This is a genomic window from Streptomyces sp. NPDC048560 (assembly GCF_040650955.1).
Classification (GTDB): Bacteria; Actinomycetota; Actinomycetes; order Streptomycetales; family Streptomycetaceae; genus Streptomyces.
This window is the reverse complement of sequence record NZ_JBEZIJ010000009.1, coordinates 122,893-139,380: the sequence shown is the minus strand read 5'-3', so window position 1 is coordinate 139,380 and position 16,488 is coordinate 122,893. Positions and strand designations below refer to the sequence as shown.

General features: G+C 71.3%; 13 protein-coding genes. 4 read left to right on the top strand and 9 right to left on the bottom strand.

Annotated features, from left to right (window positions below):
* Positions 1-28: 28 nt before the first annotated feature.
* Positions 29-382: a hypothetical protein gene (locus AB0C82_RS23940; protein ID WP_362845973.1), complete on the bottom strand. Its 354-nt coding sequence runs from the start codon at positions 380-382 to the stop codon at positions 29-31.
* Positions 383-571: 189 nt separating this feature from the next.
* Between AB0C82_RS23940 and AB0C82_RS23935 the strand changes: the two genes are divergently transcribed.
* Both AB0C82_RS23935 and AB0C82_RS23930 read left to right on the top strand, forming a co-directional pair.
* On the top strand, positions 572-772 hold the full coding sequence (locus AB0C82_RS23935; RefSeq protein ID WP_362845480.1) for a hypothetical protein: 201 nt from the start codon (positions 572-574) through the stop codon (positions 770-772).
* 57 nt (positions 773-829) lie between these two features.
* A complete protein-coding gene (locus AB0C82_RS23930) occupies positions 830-955 on the top strand; it encodes a hypothetical protein (protein WP_362845478.1) in 126 nt (41 codons plus the stop codon).
* An 81-nt stretch (positions 956-1,036) separates the two neighbouring features.
* Here AB0C82_RS23930 and AB0C82_RS23925 read toward each other — a convergent pair whose 3' ends face one another.
* From AB0C82_RS23925 to AB0C82_RS23900, 6 genes are all read right to left on the bottom strand, one after another.
* Entirely contained in the window at positions 1,037-3,283 is a 2,247-nt protein-coding gene (locus AB0C82_RS23925; protein ID WP_362845476.1) for a serine/threonine-protein kinase, read from the bottom strand.
* Positions 3,284-3,496: 213 nt separating this feature from the next.
* Complete coding sequence (locus AB0C82_RS23920) at positions 3,497-3,703, bottom strand: hypothetical protein (RefSeq protein WP_362845474.1); 207 nt, start codon at positions 3,701-3,703, stop codon at positions 3,497-3,499.
* 144 nt (positions 3,704-3,847) lie between these two features.
* A complete protein-coding gene (locus AB0C82_RS23915) occupies positions 3,848-5,371 on the bottom strand; it encodes an aldehyde dehydrogenase family protein (RefSeq protein WP_362845472.1) in 1,524 nt (507 codons plus the stop codon).
* Positions 5,372-5,488: 117 nt separating this feature from the next.
* The gene (locus AB0C82_RS23910; RefSeq protein WP_362845470.1) at positions 5,489-6,742 is read right to left on the bottom strand and encodes a GAF domain-containing protein; all 1,254 of its coding nucleotides are present in this window, start codon (positions 6,740-6,742) and stop codon (positions 5,489-5,491) included.
* A 120-nt stretch (positions 6,743-6,862) separates the two neighbouring features.
* Complete coding sequence (locus AB0C82_RS23905) at positions 6,863-7,444, bottom strand: N-acetylmuramoyl-L-alanine amidase (RefSeq protein WP_362845468.1); 582 nt, start codon at positions 7,442-7,444, stop codon at positions 6,863-6,865.
* A gap of 505 nt (positions 7,445-7,949) precedes the next feature.
* The gene (locus AB0C82_RS23900; protein ID WP_362845466.1) at positions 7,950-9,305 is read right to left on the bottom strand and encodes an esterase-like activity of phytase family protein; all 1,356 of its coding nucleotides are present in this window, start codon (positions 9,303-9,305) and stop codon (positions 7,950-7,952) included.
* A 349-nt stretch (positions 9,306-9,654) separates the two neighbouring features.
* Here AB0C82_RS23900 and nadE point away from each other — a divergent pair, with 349 nt between their 5' ends.
* Complete coding sequence (gene nadE / locus AB0C82_RS23895; RefSeq protein WP_362845464.1) at positions 9,655-10,485, top strand: ammonia-dependent NAD(+) synthetase; 831 nt, start codon at positions 9,655-9,657, stop codon at positions 10,483-10,485.
* Positions 10,486-10,791: 306 nt separating this feature from the next.
* Here nadE and AB0C82_RS23890 read toward each other — a convergent pair whose 3' ends face one another.
* Both AB0C82_RS23890 and AB0C82_RS23885 read right to left on the bottom strand, forming a co-directional pair.
* Positions 10,792-12,147: an SWF or SNF family helicase gene (locus AB0C82_RS23890; RefSeq protein WP_362845462.1), complete on the bottom strand. Its 1,356-nt coding sequence runs from the start codon at positions 12,145-12,147 to the stop codon at positions 10,792-10,794.
* Positions 12,144-15,056 carry a DEAD/DEAH box helicase gene (locus AB0C82_RS23885; RefSeq protein ID WP_362845460.1) on the bottom strand — a complete coding sequence of 971 codons (2,913 nt, stop codon included), beginning with the start codon at positions 15,054-15,056 and terminating at the stop codon, positions 12,144-12,146. Before AB0C82_RS23885 ends, AB0C82_RS23890 begins: the two co-directional genes overlap by 4 nt.
* Before the next feature lie 258 nt (positions 15,057-15,314).
* On the opposite strand from AB0C82_RS23885, the gene AB0C82_RS23880 reads away from it, so the two are divergent.
* Positions 15,315-16,403 (top strand): acyl-CoA desaturase, encoded by a 1,089-nt coding sequence (locus tag AB0C82_RS23880; RefSeq protein WP_362845458.1) that lies wholly within the window; start codon positions 15,315-15,317, stop codon positions 16,401-16,403.
* Positions 16,404-16,488: the final 85 nt, after the last annotated feature.

Sequence of the window (16,488 nt, the reverse complement as noted above, 5' to 3'; positions counted from 1 at the left end):
GAGCGTTTCGCGTGGGCGGCTGTTGAGTTCAGCTGCGCGAGGACCGACCCGGGACGAAGCTGATCACGCCCGTCCGGCCGGCGTCCGCCAGAGTCACCCAGCGCGACAGATGGCGCGGGCGTTCCGGGTTCATGCCGCGGCGGGCGGCGAGTTCCACGGCCAGGCGTTGGGCGCGGACGAGGGAAGCGACGGGGTCCGTGCAGAACTGGGCGAAGGCCAGGGACGGAGCCGCATGCCGCTCCTGGTTGCCGTGCGGCAGGTGTGCGGACGAGCCACGCTGGACCGGGGAGGACCGGTCCACGGCGGGCTGGAGCGAGGGGATGTGCCGGTACTGCGCGGTGGACGAACGCAGCTTGAGCCTGCCGGGGCGCGTGGTGGTCATGCACCACCCGGGTCACTCCGCCACGCTCGTACAGGCATCCCCCTGGACAAGCGGGACAGCGGTGTCGGTGAGCACCGTGCGAACGGCTGGCGACTCCACGCAGGGCTCCGGTGCCGCAGCAGGTACGACGCCATCCGGATCGAACAGGGCGTCCTGCTTCGCCTCGGCGAGGACGGAATCCGCCCCTTCGTGCCCCCGAACCTGATGCCGCAGCACGGCAGCGACGGCACCGTGGACATGCGGTGGCTGCCGCCGTCCGCGCTGTGGGACCTGGTGAACGCGGAGGTGTCCCTCCTGCGCGTCGAGCGGGAGCGGTACCTGGCGCGGCAGATCGCCCAGGAGGACGCCCGCCGCGACATGGATCTCCCGGATGCCGGCCTCGGCCGATGAGCGGCGCCTCCGGAACAAGGACGACTTCCTCGGGCCGTTCAGACCGGAGGCCCCCTGGTGGGAGGGCCTGCCCCAGGAGAGAGGGCCGCCGACTACGAGACGTACGAAGCACTGCGCAACCTTCCCCGAACCAAGGAGGAACGGCTGCGGCGCGAGGTCGCCGCCCTCGGGCTGAGCGCCTGAACCGCACCCACGCGGTGAGGGACGGTCTCGGGCCCCTGCCGGACACCTCGGTGGTGGGGAGAGACGCCGAGGTCGCTCTCCTCAGCCCGGCTTCGGCGGGTTCTGCGTGTCGAGGGCGAAGAGGGTGTTCCCGGCGGCGGCCACGATCAGCGCACGGCCCGCGACGGTCACGCGTGGGCTGGCGCCCTGCTCACCCGTCAGACCGTCGGCCCGCGGGTCCGTCGTCCACAGGTGGCTGCCATCGGACGGGGACAGCGCGACCACCCGGCCGGTGGCGGAGCTGAAGTACAGCGCGTCGGCTTCCCCGGCAGGACCCGAGGCGCCCTCCACGCCCGTCTGCCGCGACCACTTCTTCCGGCCCGTCGCGGGGTCGATCGCCGTGACGAGACCGGTCTGTCCGCTCACGTAGACCGTGCCGCCCACCATGCCGGGCGTCCCCGCGTACGTCGAGGCCAGCCGGGAGTACGTGACCTTCCCCGTGGCCGGGTCGACCCGCGCCACCCCGTCGTAGCCGGTCAGCGCCGGGCCCTCCATGTGCTGCTGGAGAAGGACGAGCCTGCCGTCGGCGGCCCCCGTCGGCACGACCGGGCCGTCGACCGCGATCGGCTTGCCCAGCGTCCCGGATGCGCGGTCCACCGTGTACAGGGTGGGGTGGCGCACCTCCGAGGCATCCAGCTCCGCGTCCGTCGCGCACATCGCGAGGAGCCGCGCGCCCACCGGTACGGGAGCGCACCGTGTGCCGGCGGGGAACGACGTCGTCCAGGCGACCTCACCACTGTGCGCGATCCGTGCCTCGAAGCGGGAGTTGGCGGCGTCGACCGTCACGACGGTGGAGCCGACCACGACGGCGTCCTGAGTCCGGCCCGTGACGGCCGTCGACTGGGCGCCCGACGGCACGGACCACAGCTCCCGGCCGTCGGTCGCGTCGACGGCCGCCACCTCGCCCGGCGGGTCCTGCGGGGCGTCCTCGGCGGCGAAGCGGTAACCGAGCACCGTGTCGTCGGTGGCGCCGACCAGGTGCATGCCCTGGACCGGGACGCCCGGGCTCTTCACCGTCCACACCCGCGCACCGTCCTGGGGCCTGACGCGGGTCGCGACGACGCCCCCGCCCCCGCAGAACAGCGCGTCGCCGCGCGCGACGCAGCGGAGCTCGTCGGGGATGTCGTCGCGGCCGCCCCGCACGGTCGCACTCCAGGGCTCGAAGCCGTCCGGCAGTGCGGCTCCCGGCGCCGCGGCGCCGGTGCTCCTTTCGCCGCCGCCGGTCCCTCCTGAGTCCCCCGCCCGCAACACCGCGGCTCCCCCGCCGATCGCTGCCACAGCGACCGCGGCAGCGAGGACGGGACGCCATGTGCGACGCAGACGGCGGCCGAGTGGGCCCACGGTGCTTGCTGTCTCGTGACCGTCCGGGCTGGTAGGCGGGACGGCGGCCGGCGCCGGGGTGGCCGGCGTCGCGAGGTGATGCTGGGTGATCACCTCGCGGGTCCGGCCCGTGACGGCTCCGTTCGGGGCGGTCCCACCGAGGTCGGACGGCAGGTCCCGCAGCAGCACGAGGAGTTCGTCCGCCGAGGGGCGCCCGCCGGGCTCCTTGTCCAGGCAGGGCTCGACGACCGCACGCAGAGCCGCCGGTACGGCACCGAGCGACGGCTCCTCGTGCACTACCTGATACGCCGTGATGTAGGGGCTGTCCGCGTCGAAGGGTCCGTGACCGGTCGACGCGTACACCAGCAGCGTCGCCAGCGAGAAGACATCGGACCGCGGCCCCACGTCGCGCGGCGACTGCAACTGCTCCGGTGACATGAAGGGCGGCGTACCGATGACCCGCCCTGTCATCGTCAGAGTCTGCTGGTCCACGGCACGCGAGATGCCGAAGTCGATGACGCGCGGGCCCTCGGGCGAGAGCACGACGTTCGAGGGCTTGAGGTCTCGGTGGACGACCCCGACCCGGTGGATGTCGCGCAGTGCCTCCGCCAGCCCGATGGCGAGCCTCCGCAACTCCGGTCCGTCGAGCGGGCTCTTCGTGGCGATGTGCTGGGCGAGAGTCTGCCCCTCGATATAGGTCGTCGCCATCCACGGCTGCTCCGCCTCGGGATCGGCGTCGACCACCGCGGCGGTGAACGCGCCGCTCACCCGCCGCGCGGCAGCCACCTCCTGCCGGAACCGGATGCGGAACTCGTCGTCCCCCGCGAGCTGCTGGTGGATCAGCTTGACCGCGACGGGGCGCCCCGAACTCGTACGGCTCAGGAAGACCGTGCCCATGCCACCCGAGCCGAGCCGTGCCTCAAGCGGATAGCCGCCGATCTCGGCTGGGTCACCTCCGCGCAGCGACACTCGCCCCGACCTCCCGTCCCCCGCGCACCTCTGCCACCACGGCCCCGCTCACCTGTCCTGCACCCAAACTAGCCGCAGGGCAGTACGGCGGAGCGAAGCGGGTGCCGATCAGGAGACCGAGACCCGCTTCTGTGGCGCACACGGCCAGACTCCGCCGCGGTCCTGGAGCACTTCGCCGCCCCTCCCGCCAGAAGGAGGAGCGCTCCCCCCTCCTCAGGAGCGGGGGAGTCCGGCTGCTGGAGATGGGCGAGAAGCAGGGGTGCTGGAGGCGGCGCGCCCGCGCTGGGCGGTGGCGGTGGTGTCGGTGATGCGCAGCAGGTAGCTGGCGACATCGCGGACGCCGGCGAACCAGCCGCCCTGGAAACGCTTGGAACCATGCGGGGCGCTGCTCTCGGAGAACCAGGGCGCCCTTCCACCCACGGGACGGCCATCCACCGGCGCTCCGCACCGGCCCCCACGGGGGCCGGTGCGGCGGCCCTGGCGGGTGAAGGAGCTCGTACACATCGTGCTCGTGCGCCAGGTGGCCGCGTGCTACCGGCGTCGCCGTCTTGATGGTCCGTCCTCCTAGAAGAAGCCCAGCTTCTTCGGCGAGTACGAGACGAGGAGGTTCTTAGTCTGCTGGTAGTGCTCCAGCATCATCTTGTGGTTCTCCCTGCCGATCCCCGACTGCTTGTATCCGCCGAAGGCGGCGTGTGCGGGGTAGGCGTGGTAGCAGTTCGTCCAGACCCTGCCCGCCTTGATGGCCCGGCCCGCGCGGTAGGCGGTGTTGACGTCACGGGTCCAGACACCGGCTCCGAGGCCGTACAGCGTGTCGTTGGCGGTGCTGATGGCGTCGTCGAAGTCCGAGAACGAGGTCACCGCCACGACCGGGCCGAAGATCTCCTCCTGGAAGACCCGCATCCTGTTGTCACCCTCGAAGATCGTCGGCTGGACGTAGTAGCCGCCCGCCAAGTCACCGCCGTGCTCGATCCGCTGACCGCCCGTCAGTATCTTGGCGCCCTCCTGCTGGCCGATGTCCAGGTAGGACAGGATCTTCTGCAACTGGTCGTTGGATGCCTGGGCGCCGATCATCGTGTCGGTGTCCAGAGGGTGGCCCGGCACGATCTGCTCGGTGCGGGCGACGGCCGCTTCCAGGAACTCGCCGTAGTGGCCTCGCTGGATCAGTGCACGTGAGGGGCAGGTGCACACCTCGCCCTGGTTCAGTGCGAACATCGTGAACCCTTCGAGGGCCTTGTCCCGGAAGTCGTCGTCCGATGACCACACGTCGTCGAAGAAGATGTTGGGGGACTTGCCGCCCAGTTCCAGCGTCACCGGTTTGATGTTCTCGGAGGCGTACTGCATGATCAGCCGGCCTGTGGTCGTCTCGCCGGTGAACGCTATCTTCGCGACGCGGGGGCTGGACGCCAGCGGCTTGCCCGCCTCCACGCCGAAGCCGTTCACGATGTTGACGACGCCCGGCGGCAGCAGGTCAGCCACCAGCTTCAGCCAGAAGTGGATGGACGCAGGAGTCTGCTCTGCCGGCTTGAGCACCACCGCGTTGCCCGCCGCGAGTGCCGGAGCGAGCTTCCAGGTGGCCATCAGGATCGGGAAGTTCCAGGGGATGATCTGAGCGACCACTCCCAGCGGCTCGTGGAAGTGGTACGCGACGGTGTCGTCGTCGATCTCGCTCAGCGACCCCTCCTGCGCCCGCAGCGCCCCCGCGAAGTACCGGAAGTGGTCGATGGCCAGCGGAATGTCCGCGGCGAGCGTCTCCCGTACCGGCTTGCCGTTCTCCCAGGTCTCGGCGACCGCCAGTTCCTCCAGGTGCGCTTCCATGCGGTCGGCGATCCTGTTGAGCACATTGGCCCGGTCGCCCGCCGCGGTCGCTCCCCAGGCCGGGGCCGCCGCGTGCGCGGCGTCCAGGGCGCGCTCCACGTCCTCGGCCGTGCCCCGCGCGATCTCGGTGAAGGGGCGGCCGTTGACGGGGCTCGGGTTCTCGAAGTACTGGCCGCGCGCCGGTGGCACGTAGGCGCCGCCGATCCAGTGGTCGTAGCGTGACTCGTACGAGACGATGGCGCCCTCGGTACCCGGCGCAGCGTAACGGGTCATCTCTGTGGCCTCCCGGAATCCGGTGCCGCCCGCCGTTGGACGGCCCTCGGCGCGAGGCTAGGGAACGGAAGGTTGCAACCTGGTTGCGTCCCCCTCCGCTATCCGCGTGCCCCTCCGCTATCCGCGCTGCTCCGCGTCGAGCCCGCGCGCCCTCGCCATGAGGGCGGCCCGCCGGCCCGCTGGAGCTGCCTCCGCCAGGGCCTGCCAGACGGGGAGATCGTCCTCGCCCCAGGGGCTGTAGGCCCAGTCGGCGAGCAGCCCCGGGTCGCCCCGGGCGATCAGCGCCGCACGCAACTGGTCGGTGGTGCGCTGCCGCAGCCGCACGACGGCGGGCGCCCGCGAACCGGGCAGCAGCGGTCCGGCGTACGCGCCGAGAGCCGCCGCCACCGCTCCGGAGGCCAGCCGGCGCCCCACCGTGTCGAAGTCCGCGTCCACCGGAGCGGCCAGCCGGTACGGTCGCGAGCGCAGCAGCCCAGGCCCCAACAGGCGGCGCAGACGAGAGAGTTCGGCGCGAAGCGTCACCGGGTTCACCGACTCGTCCTCGTACAGCTCGACGAGCAGTTCCTCGCCGCCGAGGCCCTCCGGGTGGCGGGCCAGTACCACCAGGATTTCGCTGTGCCGTCTGCTGAGCCGGACCTTGCGACCCCGCACGACCAGAAGCGCCTCGTCGCGGCCGAGAGCGTTCAGCTGTACGCAGTCTCCTGCCGGTTCCGGTGCCAGCAGGGCGAGTTGACTCTCGGCGGCCCTGGCCACCGCTTGTACGAAGGCGAGGCTGTGCGGATGCGCGAGCCGGTTGCCGCCCGTGATGTCGACCGCGCCCAGCACCCTTCCGGTGTGCGGATCGTGCAACGGGGCCGCCGCGCACGTCCATTGCTGGACCGGCCGCAGGAAGTGCTCCGCGGCGAACACCTGGACAGGGCGGTCCACGGCGATCGCGGTACCAGGCGCGTTCGTGCCCGCCACGGACTCCGCCCAGCGTGCGCCCTCCACGAAGTTCATCCGTCCCGCGCGCCGCCGGGCCGCCGTGTCCCCCTCGACCCACAGCAGTCTGCCGTGCGCGTCGCACACCGCGAGCAGGTGCTCCCCGTCCGTCGCGTACGCGCCCATCAGTTCCCGGATCAACGGCATCGCACGCGCCAGTGGATGGGCGGCACGGTACGGCTCCAGATCGTCGGCGCTCAGATCCATCAGGGCCGAGCCGTCCGGGCTGACCCGTGCCCGCGCCGAGCGGCGCCATGATTCACCGACCACCGTTCGAACCGGCAGCTCCAGCCGTCCCGCGGAGGTGAACGCCTCGTGGGCGTGGCGCAGCTCGTGCAGCCGTTCACCGGGATCGGCATCTGCGGCGAGGGCCACCCAGGGGTCCGTCAACTCACCCTCCCGTCCAGGAGCTTCGTCCCTCCCCATCGTCGTCGCAGTCGGCCACCGCGACAACCTCGGTGCGGAGAGTATTCGCCCGTACCGGCGAGTCGACGCTCGGGGCGCGAGGGCTCAGACGACGTTGACGAGACGGATGTAGCGCCCCCAGTCCCAGTTGCTCCCCGGGTCGGTGTGGTCGCTGCCCGGGACCTCGTGATGCCCGATGATGTGGGCGCGGTCCTTGGGGATGCCGTGGCGGTCGCACACACTCGCCGTGAGCCTCGCCGAACGCTCGTACATCGTGTGCGTGAAGTATGCGGGCTGATCCACCCAGCCCTCGTGCTCGATCCCGATGCTGCGGGTGTTGTGCTCCCAGCTGCCGGCGTGCCAGCCGATGTCCTTCTCCCGCAGACACTGGGCGATGAATCCATCCGCCGACCGCACCACGTAATGCGCCGAGACCTGTTTGGCCGGGTTCGCGAAGATGCCGAGCGTGTTGCCGAACGTGGCCTGGGTGACGTGGAGGACGACGAGGTCCACCGGGTGGGACGAAGGACGTGCGGCAGCCGTGTAGTTGGCGGCCGAAGCCGGTGTCCATGCCGCCTGCGGGAAGTCCGTCTCGCCCGTGGCAGCCGCCACCGCGCGGACCGAGGCCGGCAGGAGAGCGGCGGCGGCGGTGACCGCTGTGCCCTGGAGGATTCTTCTTCGGTCCATCGGCGTACTCCATCGGGCAGGTCAGCAGGTCAGCAGGTCAGAAGAGTGGGAAGGGCACGGCTCTCTCTCCCGCTGATGACGATGGTGTCTGTGGTTCGGTTCCGTGGCGGCACCGTTCCTCGAAGGAGAGCCGGCGGCACAGCGGCCGTAGGCGATGACCACAGAGGCGAACCTGTCGTCGTGAGAAGCGTGGAGGCGCCTACCCGCGGATGAGTGGCCCGGGGCGGTGGTTGACTTCCGCCGCGAGGGCGGTGCAGCCGACAGCCTCGTGTTCACCCTTGCCGCGTCCCACCCGGCTGATCGTGGCGTCCTACCGTAGGCGCCGGCCACGCAGGCGCTCCCACTCGTTTGCTCGTCGAGATCGGACGGCAGCGCGCCCACCCCCTCCCGGACGCGCTGCTGGTGGCGTACACCCCTGCTGTGACACTCCGCTGCCCGGGCGCCCCGCCGCTCGGACGCCTGGCGGGCGGCCGAAGACGGCGGGGCAGCGGCAGCGGGAGCGCTGTCAGCCGCGGAGTGGGCGGGGCAGCTTAAGGAGCGTCACCGAGGTCTCGATTCCGCTGTCGATCAGCCGGCCGTCCGCATCGAAGGCGCCCGCGCCGTCCGTCATCCCGAAGTCGTTGTCGTTGATCAGCGCGAGGGTGTCGCGGCCCGTGACCGCCACGCCCTCGATCTTGCCGGGAACGCCCTGGACCTTCCCGAGATCGACGACGAGGCTCTTACGGAGAACCGGAACGCCCGCCGCCGAGGGGTCGGTGAGCTCCTCGTACGAAGGTGAAGCCGCCGGGTCGTCCCAAGCCGAACCGAGGATGCCGGAGCCGTGAGGCAGCGTCACGCGGTGCAGTCGCGCCGCCTTGTCGGTGCGCTCCTCCACCAGCAGCGTGTGAGGGCCGAGCGCGACGAGGGAGGAGATCTTCAGCTCCGACGTGTCGTCCTCACCGGGGTCGACGACCTCGACCGGGTCGAACCGGTACGCGTACTCGGCGGTGACCGCCTGCTTCCTCGTGGAGAAACGCAGCAGCCGGACATTGCGCGAGCTCTCGCCCGCATCCTCGTCGGGAAGCGAGAGCGGGCTCTGTACGGCCAGCACCAGATCGCCGTTCGGCAGCAGGGCGAGACCTTCGAATCCGCGGTTGATCTTGCGGTTCAGCAGAATGCCCGGAAGCGCCTCGACCACCGGGTAGCCGGCACCCTCCAGCCGGAGCCCTTCGGGGACGTACCGGGCCATGACCCGGCCGCGCGAGGAGACGTGGACCAGCGAGGGGCCGTACTCGTCGACCAGCCAGAACGAACCGTCCGCCGTCCGGACGATGCCCTCTGTGTCGAGGCCGTCGGGGTTGTACGCCAGAGGGGTCAGTGCGTCGTGGCCGTACGGGGCCTCGTCCCGGCTCGCCTGGTTCGGCAGGCCGGTGACCGGTGCGCCGGACGCCGTCGTCAGGGGCAGGGCCTGGAGTACGTCGATCCGCTTGCCGGTGACGCGGATCTTCACGATCGCGGGGTCGAAGCCGGGCACGGGGAACGTACGCCGCTTCTTCCCGTCAATCTTGATCTGCCCGTTGGGGCCCCGGTCCGTCACCGTCCAGAACTCACCCTCGCGGCCCGCCGGGTAGATGTCACTGCCGATACCGCCGAGCTTCACACCACGGTCGTCGGAGACCGATCCCGGCAGGAGACCGTTGCTGAATCCGGCCAGCGGCACGTCACCGAGCACGGCACTGCCGGTGATCCGGGCGGTCGCCCCGGAGCCGCCGTGGTGCCCGTGCCCCTCCTCTGCGCCGGCGGTGGCGGCGACGCACAGCGTCGACAGCAGGGCGAGCGGCAGCCCGGCGGCGAGAGAGCGGCGGGTGATACGGGCGGACATGGGGCCTCCTGGTGCACATACGCTCGGACGAGGGCCAGGCTCTGCCCTTCGCGTCAACGCGCCATGACGTCGAGCTGAACGAGAGGACAGCACGTGGCGAACGCCCGTACGTGGTGAATGCGCTTACGTGACGAGCGCGCGTACGTGGCGAGCGCGCGCACGTGACGAAGGCCTCGCACGTGACGAACGCGCACCGGGCCGGGCGATGCCCCGCGCCCGCGTCTCCCGCCCCGTGCCTCCGTCTTTCGCCCCGCGTCCCCGACTCCCGTCCGGGCCACCCCCAGGCCGTCGGCCACGTCCTGGATAGGGTGGCTGAGACAACACCCATGAAACGGAACAAGGAGCAGACGTGAGCGAGCCGGCGTCCATCGCCCTGCAGCAGGAGATCTCCCGGGAACTCCAGGTCGCCGAGACCTTCGAGGCCGAGCGGGAGATCGAGCGCCGGGTGGCCTTCCTCGCCGAGCGGCTGACGTCCACCGGCCTGCGCGCCCTGGTGCTCGGCATCAGCGGCGGCGTCGACTCCACCACCACCGGCCGGCTGTGCCAGCTCGCCGTCGAACGGGCCAGGGCCGCCGGCCACGAGGCCCGCTTCTACGCGATGCGGCTGCCCTACGGCGTCCAGGCCGACGAGCACGACGCACAGCTCGCGCTCTCCTTCATCCGGGCCGACGACGTGCTGACCGTGGACATCAAGCCCGCGAGCGATGCCGCGCTCGACGCGGCGGTGTCCGCCGGTGTGAACTTCCGCGACGCCCATCACCAGGACTTCGTGCACGGCAACATCAAGGCGCGGCAGCGCATGATCGCCCAGTACGTGGTGGCGGGCGCGCACAACGGCCTGGTCGTCGGCACCGACCACGCGGCCGAGGCGGTTTCGGGCTTCTTCACCAAGTTCGGTGACGGCGCCGCGGACCTGGTGCCGCTGACCGGTCTGACCAAGCGCCGTGTGCGTGCCGTCGCGGACGCACTGGGCGCCCCCGCCGGGCTGGTCTGGAAGGCGCCGACGGCCGACCTGGAGAGCCTCGACCCCGGGAAGACCGACGAGGACGCCCTCGGGGTCACGTACGACGACATCGACGACTTCCTGGAGTGCAAGCCGGTCGACGAGCGGGTCTTCGAAACGATCGTCAACCGTTACCGCCTCACCGAGCACAAGCGTCAGCTGCCGGTCGCGCCGTAAGGACGACGCACCCGCTCACGGACGTTCTCCGGCCCGGTGACGACATTCCGTTCCGGGCCGGAGGGCAACGCTGTGGCGGCGCGGCGGCGCCATCCGGTACCGGTCCGCAGGACGGCGTCGTGGCGCAAGGTGGTGTTCTCCGGCCCGGTGACGACACCCCCGAACCGGACCGGAACACCACGCCGCAGCGTCCCGCCGGCCGCTCCCGCACCGGCCGGGAGCGCAGCCTCGCAGCTTCCCGCTGAGGCCCCTCCCGCACCGGCCTGAACGCCTCGCAGCTCGCCGTCAATACCCCCGCACGGCTGCCTATCCCTCCGGCAGTGCGCCCGCCAGTGCGCCCGACGGGTCGTTGTCCGCCGGGCCCACGGGCATCCAGCGTCCCCGCTCCTTGCGGTACGGCCACCAGCGGCCGTCCGGCCCGTACCTGAGCTGGACATCGGCGCCCGCGACCGTCCAACGGCTTCGTCCGGCTCTCAACCGCGGCCGTTCGCCCTCCTCCCACGCCTCGGCGAGCCGCGTGCGCGCCCGTGCCAGGGACTCGGGGTCCGGCTCCCACTCCTCGTCGAGGACGGCCAGCGCCGCGGGCCCGCCGTACTTCCAGGCGCGCACCGCCGCGTCGAGGTCGGCACGCTGCCGCCCCGCACCCTCGGCGATGCGGGCCGCGATCCGCGGCTCCGGCCGGGCATCGGCCGCCAGCCGCACGGCATCCTGCGCGACCGTCAACTGCACCGCCAGCGGCTGCAGTTCGTGCCCATCGGCCAGCGCGTCCACGAGCATCCGGTACGCCCGTACAGCGGTGTCGCTCACCAGGAGTTCCAGCGCCGCCGGGTCGAGGCCCGGTGCGGGGCCGGCCTCCGTGTCCAGCGAAGGCGCCTGCCCGGGCTCGGAAGGCGGCGCGGGTTCGGCGGGCAGCGGAGGCAGGATGTCCCGGGCGGCGAACGCCTCCAGTGCCCCGACCCCCGCCCCCGACCTTTCCCGCGCCGACGGGGACGACGACGCGGGCACGCCTTGGACGGCCCTGGCCGCGCTGCGGGCCTGGAGCTCGTCCAGAAGCCGGCGCTCGTCGCGGCCGCGCATCAGGAGCAGGACGAACGGGTCCTGGTCCAGCAGCCGCGCCACCTGGTAGCAAAGTGCCCCGGTGTGCGGGCAGTGGTCCCATGCCTCACACGTGCACTCCGGCTCCAGGTCCCCGATCCCCGGCAGCAGGTCCACCCCGGCAGCCGCGGCGTCCTCCACGAGATGCGGTGCCATCTCCCGGTCGAGCAGCGCGGCGATATGCCCCGCCCGGTCGACCGCCATGTCCAGGAAGCGGTCCCACTCCTCGTCGCTCAGCTGCTGGAGCAGCACATCACTGCGGTACGCCGTCGAGTCCCGGTCCTGGACGACCGCCGTGATCCGACCGGGCCGTACCGACACCGCGCCGACCCTGCCCTCGCGGGCCAGCCTGCGGCCCCTCTTGAGCTGCTCGCCGTCGAGCGCCGTGTCCTCCAGGGCCTTCAGCCACGCCTGTCCCCACCAGGACGTCGCGAACCCACGGCCGTTGGCGGGCGGCAGAGCGGCGAAGGTGCGCTCCGGTTCCTGTCTCGCGGGGATGCCCCGCTCCTCTCCGGTGGGGATGCCCTGCTCGTCGTACTCGTCGTCCGTCTCGTATCGGTCGCTCATCGGGCGCCCCCTCGCAGTTCCACCAGATCGGCCAGTTCCGCATCGGTCAGCTCGGTGAGCGCCGTCTCGCCGGAACCGAGTACCGAGTCCGCCAGGCCCTGCTTGCGGACCAGCATCTCGGCGATCCGGTCCTCGATGGTGCCCTCGGCGATCAGCCGGTGCACCTGCACCGGCTGGGTCTGACCGATCCGGTACGCGCGGTCCGTGGCCTGGGCCTCGACCGCAGGATTCCACCAGCGGTCGAAGTGCACGACGTGGCCGGCCCGGGTCAGGTTGAGTCCGGTACCTGCTGCCTTCAGCGACAGCAGGAAGACCGGCGCCTCACCCGCCTGGAACCGGTTCACCATGGCCTCGCGCTCGGCGACCGGCGTACCACCGTGCAGGAACTGGGTACGAACTCCGCGCACCGCCAGATGCTGTTCCAGCAGCCGGGCCATCTGCACGTACTGGGTGAACACCAGCACACTCGCGTCCTCGGCCAGGATCGTGTCGAGGAGCTCGTCGAGCAGTTCGACCTTCCCCGACCGGTCCGCGATGCGCGGCCGTTCCTCCTTGAGGTACTGCGCGGGGTGGTTGCAGATCTGCTTGAGCGCGGTCAGCAGCTTCACGACGAGCCCTCGGCGCGCGAAGCCGTCGGCGCCGGAGATCTCGGCCAGTGTCTCCCGTACCACCGCCTCGTACAGACCGGTCTGTTCGGCGGTCAGCGACACCGCACGGTCCGTCTCGGTCTTGGGCGGCAGTTCCGGGGCGATGCCCGGGTCCGACTTCCGGCGGCGCAGCAGGAACGGGCGCACGAGCGTGGCCAGCCGCTCGGCGGCTCCCGGGTCGTTCCCGCCTTCGACGGCGCTCGCGTACCGCGTGCGGAAGGTGCCCAGCCGGCCGAGCAGACCGGGCGTCGTCCAGTCGAGGATGGCCCACAGCTCGGAGAGGTTGTTCTCCACCGGGGTCCCGGTGAGCGCGACACGGGCGCGCGCCCCGATGGTCCGGAGCTGTTTGGCGGTCGCGGAGTACGGGTTCTTGACGTGCTGCGCCTCGTCGGCGACGACCATGCCCCACTCGGCCCCGGCGAGCCGCGGAGCGTCCAGCCGCATCGTGCCGTACGTGGTGAGGACGAACTCCCCGGCGGCCAGCCCGTCCAACGAGCGCGAAGCGCCGTGGAAGCGGCGTACGGGTGTGCCGGGCGCGAACTTCTCGATCTCGCGCTGCCAGTTGCCCATCAGGGACGTCGGGCACACCACCAGCGTCGGGCCGGCGGCGGTTTCGTCGCCCTGGCGGTGCAGATGCAGGGCGATCAGCGTGATCGTCTTGCCCAGCCCCATGTCGTCGGCGAGGCAGCCGCCGAGTCCGAGGGACGTCATGGTGTTGAGCCAGTTCAGACCGCGGAGCTGGTAGTCGCGCAAGGTCGCGGTGAGGGCGCCGGGCTGGCCGATCGTCTGGTTCCCGCCCGATTCCGGATCGGCGAGCCGGTCGCGCAGCTGCTGGAGCCAACCTGTCGCGGCCACCTCGACGCGGCGGCCGTCGATCTCGGTGGTGCCGGTGAGGGCCGCGCCGAGCGCGTCGATGGTCGTGACCTTGCGGTCCTGCGTCTCGCGGGCGCGCCTGGCTTCCTCCGGATCGATGAGCACCCACTGGTCGCGGAGGCGGACCACCGGCCTGCCCGCTTCCGCGAGGCGGTCGAGCTCTTCCCTGGTGAGCTTCTGGTCGCCGAGCGCGAACCACCAGTTGAACGCGAGGAGCGCGTCGGCGGAGAGGAAGGAGGGTGTGTCCGAGGCCGTGCGAACGGGACCCTTTGCACCGTCCTGGCCGTCGTCGCCCTCGTGCGGGCCGACGGGTCCGATCACCGCACGGGCGGTGAGCTTGCGAGCCAGCTCCTTGGGCCAGTGGACCTGGACGCCGGTCGCTGCGAGAGCCCGCGCGGCGGGCCCCAGCAGTTCGCCGATCTCCTCGTCCGCGGGTTCCACGGAGTCCGGCACCGCGGCCGAGAGCAGCGGTGTGAGGGGCGGCCACGCACGCGCGGCGCGGCGCAGGGCGAGCAGGGCGTCCATCCGGGCCCGCGGGCCGAAGGCCGCGGCCGTCGGCGCGGCGCCCGCCCAGACGTCGGCCGCATCGGCGACGAGTGTCGGATCGCTGACGCTGTGGATCTGCAGAACGGCCCGGAACGAAGGTCCGACGGATGCTTCGCCCGCCATTCCGCTTGTGTTGTCTTCGGGCTCACCGATCCCCGAGACCTCGATGCGCAGGGACAGTCGGACGCCCGCGTCGTGACCGGCCGCCACATCGGCGGCCCACCCGCGCTGATCAGCGCACTTCTGCGGTTCCTGAGCCGCGAACGCAGGGTTTCCGGTGGCCAGAGGGGCGGCGGGTGTACGCGGAAGGGAGTCGGCCACGGCGTCGAGAAAGGCGCGCAGCAGAGCTTCCGGTTCGGCCAGCAGAACGGGCTCGGCCGCTTCGTCGAGCGGGACCGCGTGCGCGGTCGGCGGCATGGCCGCCGCGAGGGTCCTGATCGCGTCGAAGTCGTCCGCCGTCAACGGGCCGGCCCGCCAGGCGTCGTGATCGGTGGGGCTCAGTCCCGGCAGCAGCAGTCCGCGTGCGGTGAGTTGGAGGGCCAACAGGCTCGCCGCGCCCCAGAACGCCGCAGCGGGGGAGGCGTGCGCGCCCGCCCGCGCCCGCGTGAGTACGGGGAGGGCGTCCCGTACGGACAGGAGCACGGCCGGTACCTCGTACGGTTCTCCGTCCGCCCCGACGACGGTCAGTTCCCGCGGAATCCCGGGCGTCCGGGGAGGGGTGCTACCGTCCGGGTTCCAGAACGCGATCAGGCCGGTACGGGCCGGATCCGCGGGGAGGAAGACTGCGGAGCAGCGGGACAGTTCAGAGATCTCGGAAAGCGTTTCCGCAGGAAGCCTGTGCACAGCGATGTCAGATTCCTCAAATTTGACTAGTGGGGCCGGGGTCGCCGAGGGTACTCCACCCGAGGCACCTTCCGGGAGAAATGCGCTGTGATCCAGGTCACTCATTTCTGCCTTCAGGGACTCGTGGTGCAGTCGGCACCACCACCGGGTCGGGGGGCATACCCCCGACAAGGCCGGGTGGTGGCGTCATGGCTGCCGCGGGCCTCCCATCCGTACGTTTCATGAGGTCAGCGCAGATGCCCAGAGACCGGAGACGTCATGCCCCAGGCGGTAGCCACCGTTGCTGAACACGCTCGCGACGGATCGGAGGTGCCCGGCGACTCCGAGAATCTCGGCGACTCCACCGCCTCCGGGACCACCGGGAGCGACTTCGCGCCCCTCCTGCGCGCGGTCAGAGGCCAGGGGCTCCTGGAGCGTCGCACCGGCTGGTACGCGGCGGGTATCGCCGTCAACTTCGTCGCGCTCGGAGCCGTGATCACCGGCCTCGCCCTCCTCGGCAACACCTGGTGGTCCCTGCTCCTCGCGCTGCCGCTGGCCCTGGTCTGGGCCCGGATGGCCTTCGTCGGACACGACGCCGGGCACTCTCAGATATCCGGGAACCGCAGGACGAGCCGGAACATCGGACTGGTGCACTCCAACCTCCTCCTCGGTATGAACGAGGCGTGGTGGAACGACAAGCACAATCGTCACCACGCCAACCCCAACCACATCGACAAGGACCCCGACGTCGGGGTCGGCGCGCTGGTCTGGACGCAGAACCAGGCGGCGCAGCGAGAAGGATTCGCGCGCTGGCTCACGCGTAACCAGGCGCGGCTCTTCTTCCCGATGCTGCTCCTCGAAGGCATCGCACTCAAGATCTCCGGCTTCCAGTTCCTGCGCAGCCAGCCCATGCGCGAACGCCTCGTCTCGGGCGCGCTGATGGTCAGCCACCTCGCTCTGTACGCGACGCTGCTGCTGACCACCATGTCGCTCGGCAAGGCCGTCGTCTTCGCCCTGGTGCACCACGCGCTGTTCGGTCTCCACCTGGGTATGGCCTTCGCGCCGAACCACAAGGGCATGGAGATGCCCGACCCGGACGGTGAGCGCTGGGGTCACCTCAAGCGCCAGGTCGTGACCTCGCGCAACGTCCGGGGATCGGTCCTCACCGACTGGTTCCTGGGCGGGCTGAACTACCAGATAGAGCACCACCTCTTCCCGAGCATGCCCCGCCCCCACCTGCGCCTCGCCCAGCCGCTGGTCAAGGCCCACTGCGAGGCGATCGGTATGCCGTACGCCGAGACCGGACTCATCGAGTCCTACCGGCAGGCGCTGAGCCACATGCACGAGGTCGGCGAGCCGCTGCGGTAGGAGCGGTTCCCCGGAACTGATGCTGGAACCGATGGGCGCCCAACGAGCGTTCTCACAGCAGGAGCGGCTCGGGCCGCGAAGGAGG

Coding starts and splice junctions, on each gene's coding strand:
- AB0C82_RS23880 (WP_362845458.1), top strand. CDS start 15,315: ATGCCCCAGGCGGTAGCCACCGTTGCTGAACACGCTCGCGACGGATCG.
- AB0C82_RS23900 (WP_362845466.1), bottom strand. CDS start 9,305: ATGTCCGCCCGTATCACCCGCCGCTCTCTCGCCGCCGGGCTGCCGCTC.
- AB0C82_RS23905 (WP_362845468.1), bottom strand. CDS start 7,444: ATGGACCGAAGAAGAATCCTCCAGGGCACAGCGGTCACCGCCGCCGCC.
- AB0C82_RS23890 (WP_362845462.1), bottom strand. CDS start 12,147: ATGAGCGACCGATACGAGACGGACGACGAGTACGACGAGCAGGGCATC.
- AB0C82_RS23915 (WP_362845472.1), bottom strand. CDS start 5,371: ATGACCCGTTACGCTGCGCCGGGTACCGAGGGCGCCATCGTCTCGTAC.
- AB0C82_RS23940 (WP_362845973.1), bottom strand. CDS start 382: ATGACCACCACGCGCCCCGGCAGGCTCAAGCTGCGTTCGTCCACCGCG.